The organism is Arthrobacter sp. ZGTC412, assembly GCF_002929215.1.
In the GTDB taxonomy this organism is placed as follows: Bacteria; Actinomycetota; Actinomycetes; order Actinomycetales; family Micrococcaceae; genus Arthrobacter.
In genome coordinates, this window is the sequence record NZ_PJII01000001.1 from 82,558 (window position 1) to 99,366 (window position 16,809).

13 protein-coding genes are annotated in these 16,809 nt (G+C 65.8%); 6 read left to right on the plus strand and 7 right to left on the minus strand.

Features of this window, described 5'->3' with window-relative positions:
- Positions 1 to 44: 44 nt before the first annotated feature.
- From CXQ88_RS00400 to CXQ88_RS00420, 5 genes are all read left to right on the plus strand, one after another.
- Positions 45 to 1,715, plus strand: coding sequence for an ABC transporter substrate-binding protein (locus tag CXQ88_RS00400; protein ID WP_181037363.1), 1,671 nt, complete (start codon positions 45 to 47; stop codon positions 1,713 to 1,715).
- 79 nt (positions 1,716 to 1,794) lie between these two features.
- The gene (locus CXQ88_RS00405; protein ID WP_104042207.1) at positions 1,795 to 3,297 is read left to right on the plus strand and encodes a malate:quinone oxidoreductase; all 1,503 of its coding nucleotides are present in this window, start codon (positions 1,795 to 1,797) and stop codon (positions 3,295 to 3,297) included.
- A gap of 71 nt (positions 3,298 to 3,368) precedes the next feature.
- Positions 3,369 to 6,587, plus strand: coding sequence for an efflux RND transporter permease subunit (locus tag CXQ88_RS00410; RefSeq protein ID WP_104042209.1), 3,219 nt, complete (start codon positions 3,369 to 3,371; stop codon positions 6,585 to 6,587).
- Positions 6,588 to 6,704: 117 nt separating this feature from the next.
- Positions 6,705 to 7,814, plus strand: coding sequence for an LLM class flavin-dependent oxidoreductase (locus tag CXQ88_RS00415; RefSeq protein ID WP_104042211.1), 1,110 nt, complete (start codon positions 6,705 to 6,707; stop codon positions 7,812 to 7,814).
- Entirely contained in the window at positions 7,814 to 8,284 is a 471-nt protein-coding gene (locus CXQ88_RS00420) for a MarR family winged helix-turn-helix transcriptional regulator (RefSeq protein WP_104042212.1), read from the plus strand. The genes CXQ88_RS00415 and CXQ88_RS00420 overlap by 1 nt, the downstream gene beginning before the upstream one ends.
- A gap of 75 nt (positions 8,285 to 8,359) precedes the next feature.
- On the opposite strand, the gene CXQ88_RS00425 is transcribed toward CXQ88_RS00420, so the two are convergent.
- Together CXQ88_RS00425 and CXQ88_RS00430 are read right to left on the minus strand one after the other, a co-directional pair.
- Positions 8,360 to 9,166: a transglutaminase-like domain-containing protein gene (locus CXQ88_RS00425; RefSeq protein ID WP_104042214.1), complete on the minus strand. Its 807-nt coding sequence runs from the start codon at positions 9,164 to 9,166 to the stop codon at positions 8,360 to 8,362.
- A gap of 74 nt (positions 9,167 to 9,240) precedes the next feature.
- Positions 9,241 to 10,047: a hypothetical protein gene (locus tag CXQ88_RS00430; protein ID WP_104042215.1), complete on the minus strand. Its 807-nt coding sequence runs from the start codon at positions 10,045 to 10,047 to the stop codon at positions 9,241 to 9,243.
- 133 nt (positions 10,048 to 10,180) lie between these two features.
- Here CXQ88_RS00430 and CXQ88_RS00435 point away from each other — a divergent pair, with 133 nt between their 5' ends.
- Positions 10,181 to 10,840, plus strand: coding sequence for a DUF1684 domain-containing protein (locus CXQ88_RS00435; RefSeq protein ID WP_104042217.1), 660 nt, complete (start codon positions 10,181 to 10,183; stop codon positions 10,838 to 10,840).
- A gap of 9 nt (positions 10,841 to 10,849) precedes the next feature.
- Here CXQ88_RS00435 and CXQ88_RS00440 read toward each other — a convergent pair whose 3' ends face one another.
- Genes CXQ88_RS00440 through CXQ88_RS00460 form a run of 5 tightly spaced genes read right to left on the minus strand, consistent with a single transcriptional unit; the run spans position 10,850 to position 16,688 of the window.
- Positions 10,850 to 12,022 carry a cysteine desulfurase family protein gene (locus CXQ88_RS00440; RefSeq protein WP_104042218.1) on the minus strand — a complete coding sequence of 391 codons (1,173 nt, stop codon included), beginning with the start codon at positions 12,020 to 12,022 and terminating at the stop codon, positions 10,850 to 10,852.
- A gap of 5 nt (positions 12,023 to 12,027) precedes the next feature.
- Entirely contained in the window at positions 12,028 to 12,945 is a 918-nt protein-coding gene (gene nadC, locus CXQ88_RS00445) for a carboxylating nicotinate-nucleotide diphosphorylase (protein WP_104042220.1), read from the minus strand.
- Positions 12,938 to 14,677, minus strand: a complete 1,740-nt coding sequence (gene nadB / locus CXQ88_RS00450; RefSeq protein WP_104042222.1) for an L-aspartate oxidase — start codon at positions 14,675 to 14,677, stop codon at positions 12,938 to 12,940. Before nadB ends, nadC begins: the two co-directional genes overlap by 8 nt.
- Positions 14,677 to 15,981: a quinolinate synthase NadA gene (gene nadA / locus CXQ88_RS00455; protein WP_104042223.1), complete on the minus strand. Its 1,305-nt coding sequence runs from the start codon at positions 15,979 to 15,981 to the stop codon at positions 14,677 to 14,679. The genes nadB and nadA overlap by 1 nt, the downstream gene beginning before the upstream one ends.
- Positions 15,978 to 16,688, minus strand: coding sequence for an NUDIX hydrolase (locus tag CXQ88_RS00460; protein ID WP_104042225.1), 711 nt, complete (start codon positions 16,686 to 16,688; stop codon positions 15,978 to 15,980). The genes nadA and CXQ88_RS00460 overlap by 4 nt, the downstream gene beginning before the upstream one ends.
- Positions 16,689 to 16,809 lie beyond the last annotated feature (121 nt).

The window sequence follows — 16,809 nt, forward strand, 5'->3', positions numbered from 1 at the left end:
GCCCGCAGTCGGCGGCGCCGGCAAGATCCAGAGGTGATAAACGAGTGCCCAGCAGTCCATCGCGGCGGACGGTCATCACGACCGGAGCCGTCCTCCTGGCGTTGAGCGTCACCTCATGCACGGGCGTTCCGGCCCCCTCGCCGTCGTCCACCGCGCCAGCTCCGAGCGCCTCCGCCGAGCCCACGGCCACCTTCAACTTCGGCACCGCAGTGCAGCCGCTGGGCCTGGACCCGGCGCTGTCCAGCGACGTTGAGTCCCAGCGCATCACCCGGCAGATCCTGGAGGGGCTGGTGGGCGTGGACCAGACCACCGGACAACCCACTCCGCTGCTGGCCACCGAGTGGAGCGAATCCAACGAAGGCCGCACCTACACTTTTAAGCTGCGCAGCGGCGTCACCTTCCAGGACGGAACGCCGTTCAACGCGGACGCTGTGTGTACGAACTTCAAGCGGTGGTTTGCCTTCTCCGCAGAACTGCGACGGCAGGCCCCGGGCAGCTCGTTCAAGGGCGTGTTCAAGGCGCACTCGGACGAGGCCGCACTATCCATCTTCAAGAGCTGCAGGGCGTTGTCCGCCGATACCGTGCAGATCAACCTCACGCAGCGCTTCACGGCATTCCTGCAGGCTCTGACCCTGCCTGCCTTCGCCATTGCCTCCCCCGCAGCATTGGCCGCAGGCAACGCGGATGTGTTGGACCGGAACCGCGGCGGCCAGGCTATGTCGGCCTACGGCGCCCACCCGGTGGGGACAGGTCCGTTCCGCCTGAAGTCCTGGGACGAAGGCAGCGTCACACTGGTCAGCAATCCGTCCTACTGGGGGGACCGGGGGCAGATCGCCACCATCAACTTTGTGGCCTACAACCACCCCCAGGCGCGCCTTCAGGCGCTGCTGGACGGCAAGATCGACGGCTACGACGCCGTGACGGTGGGCAACTTCGACCAACTCGTCAAGCGCGGCAAGCAGATTGTGCAGCGCGATCCGTTCTCGGTGATGTACCTGGGCATCAACCAGGAAATTCCTGTCCTGCAGAACCAGAAAGTCCGGCAGGCCATCGAGCTGGCGATCGACAAAGAAACGTTGATCCGTAAGTTCTTCATCGATAACACCGCCGCGGCCACGCAGTTTGTTCCGCCCAAGATCAGCGGGTTCAACAACGACGCCCCTGCCCTGGGCCATGATCCGGCCAAAGCCAAGGAGTACCTCAAGGAGGCCGGATACGCTGGCGAAGCGCTGAGGTTCTACTATCCACTGAACGTCACCCGGCCGTACCTTCCCACACCCGAAAAGGTTTACGCCGAAATCAGCCGGCAGCTCACGGCGGCAGGGTTCAACATCCAGCCCGTGCCCGTTGACTGGTCCGAGGGCTACCTCCAGAAGGTCCAGTCCCCGGGCGACCATGCACTCCACCTGCTGGGCTGGAACGGCTCCTACTCCGACGCCGACAACTTTGTTGCCCCCCTCTTCGGGGAAAAGAACGGCGAGTTCGGCTACCAGGATCCGCAGGTCTTTTCGAAGATCAACCGCGCGCGCGGGTTGCCGGAGGGAGAGGAACGCGATGAGCAATATCACACCATTAATGCCCAAATAGCGGCATCCGTTCCCGCGGTGCCCATTGCCTTCCCTATCTCCGCACTGGCCCTCTCGGACCGTGTGGTGAGTTATCCGGCGTCGCCTGTCTTAAATGAAGTTTTCACTAAAGTGCAACTGAAGCCTTGACGGGCCAGTCCAATTTCAGTAGTAGGGCTGCCCGGGGATATTCTGTGACAGCCAGAGCCGCTGCAATCGGAGACTGATCGTGACCTTCATTTCCAAGACCCCTCATGCCGACGTCGTCCTGATTGGCGGCGGCATCATGAGCGCCACGCTGGGGGCATTCATCAAGCAGCTGGAGCCGAACTGGACCATCTCCATGTTCGAGCGGCTGGACGAGCCCGGGCTGGAAAGCTCGGGTCCATGGAACAACGCAGGAACCGGCCACGCCGCCCTCTGCGAGCTCAATTACTCCCCCGCAGCCAAAGACGGCTCGGTGGACCCCACCAAGGCACTGCTCATCAACGAGCAGTACCAGCTTTCCCGCCAATTCTGGTCCCACCTGGTGGACCAGTCCCTGATCGGGTCGCCCAAGGGCTTCATCAACACCGTGCCGCACATGAGCTTTGTGATCGGCGAGGCGAACACCAAGTTCCTCAAGACCCGCTACGAGGCGCTTAAGCCGCACGCCCTGTTCCGCAGCATGGAATACTCCGAGGACCACGGCCAGATCGGCAAGTGGGCTCCGCTGATCGTCAAGGGGCGGGACCCCAAGGAGCGGATCGCGGCTACCCGCGCTGCTGAGGGCACGGACGTGGACTTTGGGGCACTGACCCGGGAGCTGACCACCTACCTCGGGAACAACGGCGTCGAAATCAACTACGGCCACGATGTCACGGGCATTTCCAAGGCGTCCGACGGCGGCTGGAACCTTTCGCTGAAGTACCCCAAGTCCGGGGAACACGGCAAAATTCACGCCAAGTTCGTCTTCGTCGGCGCCGGCGGCGGCGCGCTTCACCTGCTCCAGGCTTCCGGGATTCCGGAAAGCAAGGGCTACGGCGGGTTCCCCGTCTCCGGGCAGTTCTTCCGCTGCACGGACGAAACGCTGGCGGCGCAGCACAGCGCCAAAGTCTACGGCCAGGCGTCCGTGGGGGCTCCCCCCATGTCCGTGCCGCACCTGGACACCCGGTACGTCAACGGCAAGCGTTCCCTGCTCTTTGGCCCCTACGCCGGCTTCTCCACCAACTTCCTGAAGAGCGGCTCCTACCTGGACCTGCCGCTGTCCATCCGGCCCGGCAACATCATCCCCATGCTGGCCGTTGCCAAGGACAACATGGACCTCACTGCGTACCTGGTGAAGGAAGTGGCCAAGAAGCATGCCGACAAGGTGGAGGCCCTGCGGGAGTACTACCCGGAGGCCAAGGCGGGCGACTGGGAACTGATCACCGCCGGCCAGCGTGTACAGATCATCAAGAAAGACCCGCAAAAGGGCGGCGTCCTTCAGTTCGGCACTGAAGTTATCGCCGGCCGTGACGGCTCCATCGGCGCACTCCTCGGTGCTTCCCCCGGCGCCTCCACCGCGGTGCCCATCATGATCGAACTGCTGCGGAAGGCTTTCCCGAAGGACTTCAAGGGCTGGCAGTCCAAGCTGAAGGACATGATGCCCGGTTACGGCGTCAAGCTCGATGACAACCCGGAACTTGCCGTGGAGCTCGAAAGGGCAACGGCCAGGTCCCTCCAGCTGGAGAGCGTTTCCGCCGGCCATTGACCCCTGCCGGGGTGAGTGGCCGGCTTCCGGCACACAACAGTTTCGCTAAAACCCCACAGGAGACCGATTAGATGTTCCGGCTGGCACAACTCTCACTTGCAAACCGGGCACTGATCGCACTGATCACCGTTTTCGCTTCCGTTTTCGGCGTGATCACCATGTCATCGCTGAAGCAGGAGCTCATCCCGTCGATCGAGTTCCCGCAGATCACGGTGCTGACCGCCATGCCGGGCGCCTCCCCGGAGGTGGTGGACAAGCAGGTAAGCGGGCCGCTGGAGACTGCGCTGAACGGCGTGGAGGGGCTGGAATCCACCTCCTCCACGTCGCGCAACGGCGTCTCGCAGATCACCATGGTCTTTACGTACGGGTCCAACCTGGACCGGGCCCGGAACCAGATTGACCGGGCCATCTCCAACGCCAAGCGTTCCCTGCCCGAGGACGTACAGCCCCAGGCCTTTGCCGGCAGCATCAATGACTTCCCCATCGTGTTCCTGGCGGTGTCCTCAGACAAGTCGCTCAGCGAGCTGAACGCCGACCTCCAGCGGCTGAGCGTGCCCCGGCTGCAGAAGATCGACGGCGTCCGGGGCGCCGACGTGACGGGCGGCGCCACCCAGCACATCGAAATCCTCCCCCGCCCCGAAGCCATGGCCGCCGCCGGCGCGACCATCACCTCTATCCGCGACGCGCTGGGCAACAACGGCACCCTGGTTCCGGCGGGCACCCTTGAGGAGAAGGGCAAGACGCTGTCCCTGCAGATCGGCAGCCCGGTGGACTCGCTGGATGCCATCAAGGCACTCCCCCTCGCCGGGGCAAAGAACGCCGCCACCGTGGGCACCGTGTCCGATGTGTCCCTCAAGGACGATGAACGCACGTCCATCACGCGGACCAACGGCGAAGAAACGCTTGCCGTCTCCGTCACCAAGAAGCCCGAAGGCGACACTGTGGGCATCTCGCACGCCGTGCGGGACACACTGGACGAGCTTGAGGCCGAACTGGGATCGAATGCGAAGTTCACGCCGGTGTTCGACCAGGCCCCCTTCATCGAGAAATCCATCAAGGACCTCACCACCGAGGGCCTGCTGGGACTCGGCTTCGCCGTTGCGGTGATCCTGGTCTTCCTGATGTCTGCCCGCTCGACGCTGGTGACAGCTGTGTCGATCCCGCTCTCGCTCCTGATCACCTTCATCGGCCTGTCCGCCACAGGATACTCGCTGAACATCCTCACCCTCGGCGCGCTCACGATTGCCATCGGCCGGGTGGTTGACGATTCGATCGTGGTCATCGAAAACATCAAACGGCACCTCAGCTACGGGGAAGACAAAGTCACCGCCATCCTGACAGCCATCAGGGAAGTGGCGGGCGCCATCACGGCGTCCACCCTCACCACCGTGGCGGTCTTCCTCCCCATCGCTTTCGTGGGCGAACTGGCCGGCGAGCTGTTCAGGCCCTTCGCCCTCACTGTCACCATGGCCCTGCTGGCCTCCCTCCTGGTCTCGCTGACCATTGTTCCGGTGCTCGCGTACTGGTTCCTGCGCAATCCCGGGATCACGCCCGGCAGCGACGCGGCCGGTCAGGACGCAGCCCAGGCACGGGCCAAGGCCCTGGAAGCGGAACAGCGCAGCAGACTGCAGCGGGGATACCTGCCCATCCTCTCGAAAACCCAGAAGCATCCGGTCATCACCCTGGTGGCCGCCGCCCTGGTCCTGGGCGCCACCGCCGCGATGACACCCCTGCTGGCCACTAACCTGCTGGGCAATTCCGGCCAGAACAGCCTGACGGTCCGGCAGGTGCTGCCAGCCGGCACCAGCCTCGCGGACACGAGCGCCGCGGCCATCCGCCTCGAGGAGGTCCTGCGCGGGATCGACGGCGTCCGTGACGTCCAGCTGACGTCCGGCAATGCCCAGGCCGGCTTTGCCGCCCTCACCTCCACCGGCTCGTCCAACTCCACGTTTACCGTCGTGACGGACGAAAAGGCGGACCAGGAGCAACTGCAGGAGACCGTGCGGAGCGAACTGACAAAGGTGCCCGATACGGGGAAGGTTTCCGTGGGCACCCAGCAGGGCGGCTTCGGCAACTCATCAACGGTGGACATCACCATCAAGGCCGCCACCACGGCGGACCTGCAGGCGGCAAGCGACACCATGGTGCAGGCCATGACCGGTGTTCCGGGCACCAGTGAAGTGGCCACCAACCTTGCAGCCAACCAGCCGGTGGTCCAGGTGAAGGTGGACAGGGCGAAAGCTGTGGCCGCCGGGCTCAACGAAGAACAGGTGGCCGGGGTCCTCGCTTCGACCATCAGCCCCATCCCTGCCGGAACCGTCAGGATCGACACCGACGTTTTCCCGGTCCAGATCGGCCAGGGCACTAAATTCACAAGCATTGATGCCGTCCGCAGAATCCCCCTTCCCGCCGCCGGTAGCCCTGTGACGCTGGGCAGCATCGCCTCGGTGGAACAGGTGGACGTGCCGGTGTCCATTACCGCCAGCAACGGCCAGCGCACCGCACGTGTGTCCGTGACGCCGTCGGAATCCAACCTTGGCGCGGTCAACGCGGAGGTCCAAAAACGCCTCGAATCGGTGCAGCTGCCGGCGGGTGTCACCGCCGAACTCGGCGGTGCCACCACCCAGCAGCAGGAGTCATTCCAGCAGCTCGGCCTCGCCCTGCTGGCCGCGATCGCCATCGTTTACGTGATCATGGTGGCCACCTTCAAGTCCCTCATCCAGCCGTTGATCCTGCTGGTCTCGGTGCCGTTCGCGGCCACCGGCGCCGTGGCCCTGCTCCTGGTGACAGGGGTTCCGCTGGGACTGCCGTCATTGATCGGCATGCTCATGCTGGTGGGAATCGTGGTCACCAACGCCATTGTGTTGATCGACCTCATCAACCAGTACCGGCAGCCGCGTGACGGGCGGCCGGGAATGAGCGTGGCAGATGCCATCACGCATGGCGCGCGCCAGCGGCTCCGCCCGATCCTGATGACCGCATTGGCCACCGTCTTTGCCCTCACCCCCATGGCGCTGGGCCTCACCGGCGGCGGCGGCTTCATCTCGCAGCCGTTGGCCGTGGTGGTGATCGGCGGGCTCATTTCCTCCACGGCCCTGACCCTGGTGCTGGTGCCTGTGCTGTACCGCCTGGTGGAGGGCCGCCGCGAACGGAAGGCGCTGCTCCGGGAACTGCAGGAACGCCCGGAGTTCGGCCCTGGCGCGGACGTGGATGACGAGTTCCGGGACTGGACCACCGGCGTGGTCCCCAAAGTCAGCGGCCGCCGCGCCGCCCCCGGAGGCCCCGAGTAAACAAAAGCGGAATATTTTCCGGCCGGCAGCGTTGTACCCCCCGATAGATGCAAATGCATCTAAATTGGCCTATACTGGAAGCCAGGCCAGCAAGTCCAAGCAACGGAAAGGCACAACATGCAGATCGGTGTTTTCAGCGTCAGCGACATCACCCCGGACCCCACCACGGGCCGGACCCCCACCGAGAACGAACGCATCAAGGCATCCGTCGCCATCGCCAAAAAGGTCGAGGAGATCGGCATGGATGTCTATGCCCTGGGCGAGCACCACAACCGGCCCTTCTTCTCTTCTTCCCCTACCACCACCCTTGCCTACATCGCCGCGCAGACTGAACGCATCACGCTGTCCACCGCCACCACCCTGATCACCACCAACGATCCGGTGAAGATCGCCGAAGACTTTGCGATGCTTCAGCACCTGTCCGACGGCCGGGTGGACCTGGTCCTGGGCCGCGGCAATACGGCTCCCGTGTACCCGTGGTTCGGCAAGAACATCCAGGACGGCGTGGAGCTTGCGATCGAAAACTACAGCCTGCTGCGCAAGCTGTGGGACGAGGACACAGTGAACTGGTCCGGCAAGTTCCGCACGCCGCTGCAGAACTTCACGTCCACGCCCCGCCCGCTCGACGGCGTCGCCCCCTTCGTGTGGCACGGTTCAATCCGCACTCCGCAGATCGCCGAAGTGGCCGCCTACTTCGGGGACGGCTTCTTTGCCAACAACATCTTCTGGCCCAAGGAGCACTACCAGCAGCTGATTGGCCTCTACCGTGAGCGTTATGAGCACTATGGCCATGGCAAGGCAGACCAGGCGATCGTGGGCTTGGGCGGCCAGTTCTTTATGCGGAAGAACTCGCAGGACGCCGTCAAGGAGTTCCGCCCCTACTTCGACAACGCCCCGGTGTACGGCCACGGGCCGTCCCTGGAAGACTTCACTTCGCAGACACCGCTGACCGTGGGCAGCCCGCAGGAAGTCATCGAGAAGACCCTGACGTTCCGGGAGTACTTCGGCGACTACCAGCGGCAGCTGTTCCTGATCGACCACGCGGGCCTGCCGCTGAAAACCGTCCTTGAGCAGCTGGACCTGTTCGGCGAGGAAGTCCTGCCCGTCCTGCGCAAGGAATACGCGGCCCGCAAGCCGGCCCACGTTCCCGAGCCGCCCACCCACGCCGGCCGGGTGGCCGCGCTGCTGGCAGCCCAGGACGCCGAAAAGACCGCTGCGGAGGCGTGATGGCAGGCAAGACTACCGAGTCGCCGGTCCGCCTCGCGGCGGAAACCTGGGAGTCGCTGTTCCGTGCCCAGGTGGCTGTGATGCGCAAGCTGCAGTCCGGCCCGGCCTTCCGGAAGCTTGCGGTGAACGAGTATGACGTCCTGTTCACGCTCTCCCGCTGTCCCACCGGATGGCTGCGTCTCAACGAGCTCAACGACAACGTCCTGCTGAGCCAGTCCAGCCTCAGCAGGCTGGTGGAGCGGCTGGAGAAACGCGGGCTCGTGGCCAGGATGCCCGCGCCGGAGGACGGCCGGGGCGTGCTCCTGCAGCTGACGGACACCGGCCGGGAACTTCAGAAGGAGATCGGGCGCGAGCATGTCCGCGACATCTCCACCCTGATGGGTCCGGCCCTGACTCCGGCTGAGCAGAAGGAGCTGCGAAGGCTCACCGAGAAGCTTCGGAGCTCGCTGGGGCCACGCCCGGTCCGCTAGGGCGCCTGCCTGCTCCGCTGGAGAACCCGCGTAAGCCAGCGCCGGATATCGCCGGCGCTGGCCGGCCGAAACCGCCTAGCCCAGCTCCACCAGCCGGGCAGGGTCCTCCACGGGCAGGGCGCCGTTGACAACAGCGGTGACCTGGAGCTGGTTGAGGATGAGGCTGCCGCCCACGGTGGAGAGGAAGGCTGTGTCAGCCGAGTCGCGGCCGGCCGTGATGCGCAGCATCGATTCCCGCGGGGCAAGGCCTGTGGGATCGATGATGTACCAGGCCCCTTCCACGTAAGCCTCAGCCACGGCGTGGAAATCCATCGGGCTCAGCCCCGGGGCGTACACCGCGGCCAGCCGGGCTGGAATGTCCTTTGACCTCAGCAGCGCGATGGCAAGGTGCGCAAAGTCCCGGCACACCCCACGCCGGCTGAGAAGGGTCTCCACTGCACCGTCCGTGCCACGGGAGGATCCGCTGAGATAGCGAAGCTCCCCGTTTACCCAGTTCCTGACGGCGTGCAGCAGCCCGCCGCCGTGGACGCCCTCGAACTCCGCGTAGGCGGTGGGCAGAAGCCGGTCGGATTCCGCGTAGCGGCTGGGCCGGACATAGCGGATCCGGTCGGCGAGCTCCGCTTCCTCGGGCTCACCCCTCCCGCCCACGGTCGCGGAGTATTCCACGGTCACCTCTGCCGGCTCGGCGAACTCCATGTAGTGGAACCTGCCCCCGTGGTGGTCCGATACCTCGGTCAGGGGAACCGGGCCTCCCCCGGCTGTCACGGAAAGGGACTCCTCGAAGGAGGAGTAGCCGCTGTTCCGCGCTACGGCGATGGCCATGGCCACCTTGGTGTTGGCTACGGTCTTGAAGACCAGTCGTGCGGAAACACTGCGTTCCATGGCTCTCCGGGGGTGTCGGCGGTGGAAGGAAAGTCGCCACTCTGACCGGCGCATGGTGGGGGCCGGGAACGGGACTAGTTTTTGATCTCCAGAGACATTAGCATCCGCTGGACGTTGGCGAATTCCGTGCCTTCCGAGGCGTAGCGGGCGGCCTGGTCCAGGGTGTCGAACGCCTTGGCGGGAGCCACTTTTTCATCCGGGGCAAAGGCCTTGACGGAGACCACATCGCCAAAGGAATAATCGCCCTTCCCCGCAGGTCCGCGCACAATGTTGCGGAGCTCGCACGCCTGTCCGCCACCGCCACCCACCACGTTGGTGATGCCGTAGGAGCCGAAGTAGCGGTACCCCTGGATCACCCGGAAAACCATCCTCGGCGGTATGGTTCCTTCCCCGCCGGCGGCCGACAGTTCGACGGGAACGCTGCTGATAACCGTATAAGGCCGCTTCGAGGCGTTAGCGCAGTCGGCGGACGACGGCGGCAGTCCTGTCCGCAGCGCTGCGAGGAAAGTGCCGTCCGGCATTTTCAGTTCGATTTTCAGCGCGGCGGGCAGGGTGCCTTTGTCCGGCGTGACGGACTGCGCGATCCAGTCCTCGGGAAGCTCGAAGCTAGCGGTCCTGCCGGGGTCCGAGAAGGTCTTCCAGGCCGCCGCCGTGGCAACAGCCACGGGCCCAGTGGTGGACGTCGCGCCGGCATCGGCCGTCGCCGTTGCTGATGCCGTGGTTCCCGCTGATGCAGGAGCGGTGGTTCCTGCGGCTGACGGGTCCGGCTGTGCTGTCCAGCCTGGCGCCGCCTTGGACCCTGCTGTGGAGCAGCCTGCAAGGAGGGCGCCCGCCACCAGCAGCGCACCGGACAGGACGGTCGTTATTGCCTTGCCTCTCATGCAGCCAGCCTAGTGCGGCGGGCAGGGAGCCGGTGGTGACTGGGAGGGCGTTTCCTCCCACCAAAACACAGGCACGCCGGCGCGTGTCGGCGTCGGACGTGTTCTGCGGGTCCCGGGGACTAGGCTGGTGGCTATGGAAGAGCATCAGGGCGCAGCCGAAGAAGACCGGACGGACATTCCCGCCGTCGACATCGCTGACTGGCGGCTGCGCACGTTTGCCCTGTACCACAACGTCCGCAAGCTTTCGCTCGAAAGCCCGGCGGAGGCGCATTCCTACTGGCGCCATCAGCGTGACCTGATGTTCGCCACGCACCCGGCCTCCGCATTAACCACGGCAGACAAGGCGCACTTCTCCGGACTCAAAACCGCGGACTATGATCCCATCTACCGGTTCCACGTGCCGCTGACCCAGCAGGGCGCGGGCAGGCAGATCAGCGTAGAGACGGGCACCGACGGCGCTGTCCGCTTCGTCCGGCTGGGCACCTTTGACCTTCCGGAAGTGGGCCAGCTGGCGGTATGGAAGCTGCAGGGGTACGGCGGCGGTATCTTTGTGCCGTTCCGGGACGCCACCGCCGGCCAGCCCGGCGGCAGCTACGGGGCCGGACGGTATCTGCTGGACACCATCAAGGGCGCGTTCCACGGCGTCCATGGGGCCGGCCCTGATGCCATGTTCGTCCTGGACTTCAACTTTGCGTACAACCCGTCGTGCGCCTACAACGAGGCCTGGGCCTGCCCGCTGCCGGGGCCGTCCAACCGGTTGGCCGTAGAGATCCCGGTGGGCGAGCTTTACTGACGGAACTGCTCATCCCCGAGCAAGGCGCCGGGCGCCCAGTGCCCTGACCCGTCCGACGGCATCAAGCACCGCCGCAGTAGCCGCTTCCAGGTCCGCATTTGTCACCGCTCCACCGAAGCTGAACCGGACGGCAGTCTGGGCTACTTCCGGGGAAATTCCCAATGCGGTGAGCACCGGCGACGGCGCATCAGAACCAGCCGCGCAGGCTGAACCGCTGGAGCACACAACGCCCTGGCGCTCCAATTCAAGCAGCAGCGATTCACCGCTGGTTCCGGGAAAGCAGAAGGACGCCACGGAAGGCAGCCGCTCAATGGGATGTCCGGTGAGGATGGCCCCCGGGACACCGGCAAGTACAGCGTTGATGAAGGTGTCCCGCAAGGCCGCCACCCGCCGTCGTTCCTCCGACTGGCGGGATTGGGCCAGGGTGAGCGCGGTGGCAAGGCCCACGGCTCCCGCCACGTTTTCCGTTCCTGATCTCCGGCCGCGTTCCTGCCCGCCGCCATGAATCAACGGCTCCACCTTCGTGCGGCCGCGGGCATACAGCACGCCGCAGCCTTTGGGCGCCCCAAGTTTATGCCCCGAAATGCTCATCGCATCAACACCCAGCGCCTTGGTGTCCAGCGGCAGCCATCCGGCCGCCTGGACGGCATCAGTGTGGAACGGGATGCCCAGCCCGCGTGCCAGGCCGGCAAGTTCGGCGATGGGCTGCACCGTTCCCACTTCGTTGTTGGCGTACATGATGCTGGCCAGGGCGGTTTCCGGCCGAAGCACGGCCCGGAACGCTTCCGGCGTCACGAGCCCTGTCCCGTCAACCGGAACCACATCAACCGCGAAGCCGTGAAAGCGCTCCAGGTACCGGGCGGACTCCTCCACGGCGGGATGCTCGACGGCGCTGATCACCACCCGGTTGAGCTGTGGATCCGCCGCCTGCCGGGCCAGGGCGATCCCCTTGACGGCGAGGTTGTCCGCTTCCGTTCCGCCGGCAGTGAAGGTCACTTCTCCGGGCCGGCAGCCCAGGACGGCTGCGACCGACCGCCGGGCACCCGCGAGCGCATCAGCAGCAGCCTCGCCCAGGGAGTGATGACTCGACGGGTTGCCGAACTCACCGGTGAGGTAAGGCCACATGGCATCGAGCACCTCACGGCGGACGGGGGTGGTGGCGGCTGCGTCAAGGAAGATCATGGGGGTCACCTGACAGTCAGTTCGACGTCGAGCCCGAGGTCCAGGGCCGCCACCGTGTGGGTGAGGGCGCCGACGGAAATGACGTCGACTCCCGTGGCTGCGATTCCGGCCACCGTCCCGAGGTTCACATTTCCGCTGGCCTCCACCCGTGCCCGGCCGGCCACCAGTGCCACACCGGCCCTCAACTCCGCGACTGTGAAGTTGTCCAGCATGATGGTGTCCACGCCGGCTGCCAGGACCGGCTCGATCTGGTCCATGCGGTCCACTTCCACCTCGAAGTGGGTGGTGTGGCCCAGCTGTGCTTTGGCGGCGGCGAGGAGCCCGGTGAGCCGCGTGGGGTCGCCGCCCGTCATGACAGCGAGGTGGTTGTCCTTGGCCAGCACGGCGTCGGAGAGGCTGTACCTGTGGTTGGCGCCGCCCCCGCACCGCACGGCGAACCGCTCCAGGATCCGCAGTCCGGGGGTGGTCTTGCGGGTGTCGGTGATCCGGGCGGACGTACCTTCGGCCAGCCGCACAAACTCTGCGGTCTTGGTGGCGATAGCGGACATCCGCTGGACCAGGTTGAGGGCCACGCGCTCTGCGAGCAGGACCGACCTGGCACGTCCGCTGACCCGCGCGAGGGGCGTCCCGGCGTCGAACTCCTCCCCGTCCGCCAGCAGCAGCTCCACTTCGGTGTCCGGATCCACCAGCAGCATGGCATCCCGGAACACTGTGGCACCGCTGAGGACGCCAGGCACGCGCGCGTTCAACACCGCCGTGGCACGGGCCTCGGCGGGGATCAGCAGTTGGGAGGTGATGTCACCTGCAGGGGCGTCCTCGGCGAAGGCACGCTCCAGGATCTCCCGCACTGGCGCCGACGGCAGGTTCAAGTCCAGGCGCGGGCCGTTGACGGTCAGCGGTTTAATCACATCGTTCTCAGTCATGAACAAGGCTCGCTTTCAGGCGCATTCGAGAAGTTTCTTCAAATCCGTCGGAGATGCCGGCAGCATCAGCCGGACTATCGCTCCGGTAGTGCGCACCCAGGGACTCGATGCGCTCCTGCGCCGCTGCCACCAACAACTGCGCGGCGAGCAGCAGGTTGCGGTCCTCGTGTTCCCGGACGTCCCCACCAGCGGGAACACGTTCAGGACGGACGACGGCGGCCCACCGGTCAAGGGTTTCCCCCGCCTCGGAGAGCAGCACCCCATCACGAAGCACCCCGGCCTTGGCGGTCATCAACTGCCGAAGGCCATCCCGCGAAAACGGCGCAGGTTCAGTGACGGAACGCTCGAAGGGTTCAGGAACTGTATCGGTTTCCCACGCATCAGGCGCCGAGGGACCTGTGGGGCTGCCGGCCAGGAAGTCCTCAACAGCGCGTCGGCCGAAAACAAGTCCTTCAAGGAGGGAGTTGCTGGCCAACCGGTTTGCGCCTTGGGCGCCGGTGCAGGCGACTTCACCTGCTGCGTAGAGCCCGGGCACCGTGGTTCGGCCGTGAAGGTCGGTGGCGACGCCGCCCATCCAGTAGTGCGCTGCGGGCGCGACCGGTACCAGTTCGCGAGTCCAGTCGATGCCGGCACCGAGTGTCCGCTGCGTGAGGGTGGGGAAACGCCTTGCCAGGAAACCGGGACCCTTAATGGACTCAATCACGCGCGCATCAAGGTAGACGTGGCCGTTGGGGTCGCCGAGCTTGGCAAGGTGCAGGGCAATGCTGCGGGACACCACATCGCGCGGGGCGAGCTCCGCGTCCGGATGGTACGCCCGCATGAAGCGCTTCCCGTTGCCATCAACGAGAACAGCTCCCTCGCCACGGACGGCTTCGGAAATGAGCAACGGAGCCTGGTCAAGGCCAGGTGCCGCCGCCCGGCCTGACGGCGGGGTGGAAACCAGGCAGGTGGGATGGAACTGGAAGAATTCCAGGTCGGTTGGCGCCGCTCCGGCGCGGACTGCGAGCGCAAGGCCGTCGGCGGTGGCCACTGTGGGATTGGTGGTTTGGGCGAACAGTTGGCCTGCTCCTCCCGTTGCCAGCAGGACGGCGTCCCCGTGCACCGTGGCCCTGTTGCCGTCCTGAAGGAACTCCACTCCGGTGACTCTGCCGTTGTGCTGCAGGAGGGATGTTGCGTGGGCAAAAGTCCGGACCGTCAGGATCCCATCGGACTGCCGGTCGAGCACCGACCGGATCAGCGCCGCGGCGACCTTCGCTCCGGTGGCGTCGCCGCCGGCGTGCAGGATGCGCGGCGCTGAATGGGCTGCTTCCAGCCCCAAGGCCGGGCCGCCGTCGGCCGCATCAAAGTGCACGCCGAAGCGCTGCAGCCCTACGATGTCCCGGCGCCCCTCGGTGCACATCAGCCGGACGGCCTCTTCATTGCAATGCCCCGCCCCGGCCCGGAGTGTATCGGCAATGTGGGCTGCCACGGTGTCACCCGGAGCTGGCCCATCCAGGACAGCAGAAATCCCGCCCTGGGCGTACCAGGTGTTGCTTTCGCGAAGCCGGCCCTTACTCAGGAGCACCACCTCGGCACCGGAATCCGCTGCCAGCAGGGCAGCATAGAGCCCCGTGATGCCACTGCCGACAACGATCAGCCGGGCAGGCGCCGCAGTGCTGCGGCCGCCGGGCACCGCGCCGGGTCCGGGCGCCCGGCGGCGCTCAAGAGGAGCCGGGGTGGGAGGCGTTGTCATTACGGCCTGGCTGCGAGCATGCGCTCGAGGGCTGTCCGGGCGTGGTCCTGCACTGAGTCCGCGACGGTGATCCGGTTGACGACGCGCCCGGCAACCAGTTCCTCGAGGACCCAGGCCAGGTAGCCGGGGTGGATGCGGTACATGGTGGAGCAGGGGCAGATGACGGGGTCCAGGCAGAAAATTGTGTGCTGGGGGTACTCTGCCGCGAGCCGGTTCACCATGTTGATTTCGGTGCCGATAGCGAAGGTGGTGGGCTCCGTGGCAGCGGCGATGGCCTTCTTGATGAAGTCGGTGGAACCTGCGGAGTCGGCTGCGTCCACCACTTCCATGGGGCACTCGGGGTGGACGATCACCTGAACGCCGGGAAAGTCTGCCCGGGCCTTTTCGATCTGGGCTACGTTAAAGCGCTTGTGCACCGAGCAGAACCCGTGCCACAGGATGACCCTGGAATCGAGCAGGGCCTGTTCGTCGTTGCCGCCCAGGTCCTTGCGCGGGTTCCACATGGGCATCTGCTCCAGTGGCACGCCCAGGGCTTTTGCGGTGTTGCGGCCCAGGTGCTGGTCGGGGAAGAACAGCACCCGCTGTGCCCGCTGGAACGCCCATTCGAGGACGGTCTTGGCGTTGGAGGAGGTGCAGACGATGCCGCCGCGCTCACCGCAGAAGGCCTTCAGGGCTGCGGAGGAGTTCATGTAGGTGACCGGTATGACCGGAACCCGCCCTTCGGCGTCGGGCTCGCTGCCGAAGATCTCCTCGAGCTGCTCCCAGCACTCGGCCACGGAGTCCGCATCAGCCATGTCCGCCATGGAGCAGCCTGCGGCCAGGTTGGGCAGGATGACAGCCTGTTCCGGCGCGGAAAGGATGTCAGCGGTTTCGGCCATGAAGTGGACACCGCAAAAGACGATGGCCTCTGCGTCCGGCCGGGTGAGGGCCGCGTTGGCCAGCTGGAAGGAATCACCCACGAAGTCGGCGTACTGGATCACTTCATCGCGCTGGTAGAAGTGCCCCAGAATGACGGCTTTGTCCCCCAGTGCAGCCTTGGCAGCCAGGATCCTCTCGCCCAGCTCCGCATCGCTGGCGAGCTTGTACTCCTCCGGCAACTGCCCCTGGCGCGGGGTTGCCGGCGGTGCAACGTCTGCGCTGGAGGCGCCGGGGCCGTACGCGGGGATACCGGCGAGCGCCTCTGCAAGGTCGTAGTCCCACGGCCCCTTGGCCAGCGCGGGGCTGCACGTGCCGCCCTTTTCGGCCGCGCCTTTTTCGGCCTGTTCGCGTGTGATCAGCTGGATTGCTGTGTTGACACTGCTCATGGTGTGCTCCTGTTGTCTGGGTCCAGGCCGGGCCGGCCGGTAAAGCGGTAGAGGCGGGGCGGGCGGTGTTTGCCGCCTTGGAGGTACTCGCCGGTTTCCTCGATGTCAGGGGTGGATTTGAGCTGCCGCCGGAAGTTTGCGGGGTCCAGTTGCCTGTCCAGTACTGCCTCGTAGACTTCCCGGACCTGGGCCAGGGTGAAGTACTCCCCCAGCAGGTGGTACGCCACGGAGCCATAGGCCAGCTTGTTGCGCAGCCGCCAGAGTGCGTAGTCCACAATTGCGTTGTGGTCGAAGGCGAGTTCCCCCAGCCGGTCCGCCCGGAACCACCGGACGTTTTCCGACTCGTCCGCGAGCGCGGCTTCCGTGGGTTGGACCAGGGCCCAGTAGACGATCGAGACCACCCGCTGGGTGGGTGAGCGGTGCAGCCCACCAAAGGCATAAAGCTGCTCCAGGTAGCGGGGCGCGAGGCCCGTGGTCTCCACCAGGTTCCGCGATGCCGCGTCCTGCAGGGACTCGGAGTGGCTTAGGGGGCCGCCCGGCAGCGCCCACAAGCCCTTGTACGGCTCCCGGATCCGGCGGACCAGGGGCAGCCACAGCGTGGGCCGGCCCGAACTTTCGCTGGGGCGCAGCGCAAAGATGACGGTGGAGATAGCCAGCGACGGCGGCGCCGCCTGGCGCTCGGAGACGTTGGCTGAGCTTGAGTACACGTGCCACCGCCTTCCAGGTTGGAGGACACCTGACGCGCCCCGCTAGTTATGGTCATCTTGACCAGAACTAATTCTACGGCCTGCCGCCACTCTTTCGCCAAATGTTTCAGCGGTCTCCGGA

Coding starts and splice junctions, on each gene's coding strand:
- CXQ88_RS00410 (WP_104042209.1), top strand. CDS start 3,369: ATGTTCCGGCTGGCACAACTCTCACTTGCAAACCGGGCACTGATCGCA.
- CXQ88_RS00415 (WP_104042211.1), top strand. CDS start 6,705: ATGCAGATCGGTGTTTTCAGCGTCAGCGACATCACCCCGGACCCCACC.
- CXQ88_RS00420 (WP_104042212.1), top strand. CDS start 7,814: ATGGCAGGCAAGACTACCGAGTCGCCGGTCCGCCTCGCGGCGGAAACC.
- CXQ88_RS00425 (WP_104042214.1), bottom strand. CDS start 9,166: ATGGAACGCAGTGTTTCCGCACGACTGGTCTTCAAGACCGTAGCCAAC.
- CXQ88_RS00430 (WP_104042215.1), bottom strand. CDS start 10,047: ATGAGAGGCAAGGCAATAACGACCGTCCTGTCCGGTGCGCTGCTGGTG.
- CXQ88_RS00435 (WP_104042217.1), top strand. CDS start 10,181: ATGGAAGAGCATCAGGGCGCAGCCGAAGAAGACCGGACGGACATTCCC.
- CXQ88_RS00440 (WP_104042218.1), bottom strand. CDS start 12,022: ATGATCTTCCTTGACGCAGCCGCCACCACCCCCGTCCGCCGTGAGGTG.
- nadC (WP_104042220.1), bottom strand. CDS start 12,945: ATGACTGAGAACGATGTGATTAAACCGCTGACCGTCAACGGCCCGCGC.
- nadB (WP_104042222.1), bottom strand. CDS start 14,677: ATGACAACGCCTCCCACCCCGGCTCCTCTTGAGCGCCGCCGGGCGCCC.
- nadA (WP_104042223.1), bottom strand. CDS start 15,981: ATGAGCAGTGTCAACACAGCAATCCAGCTGATCACACGCGAACAGGCC.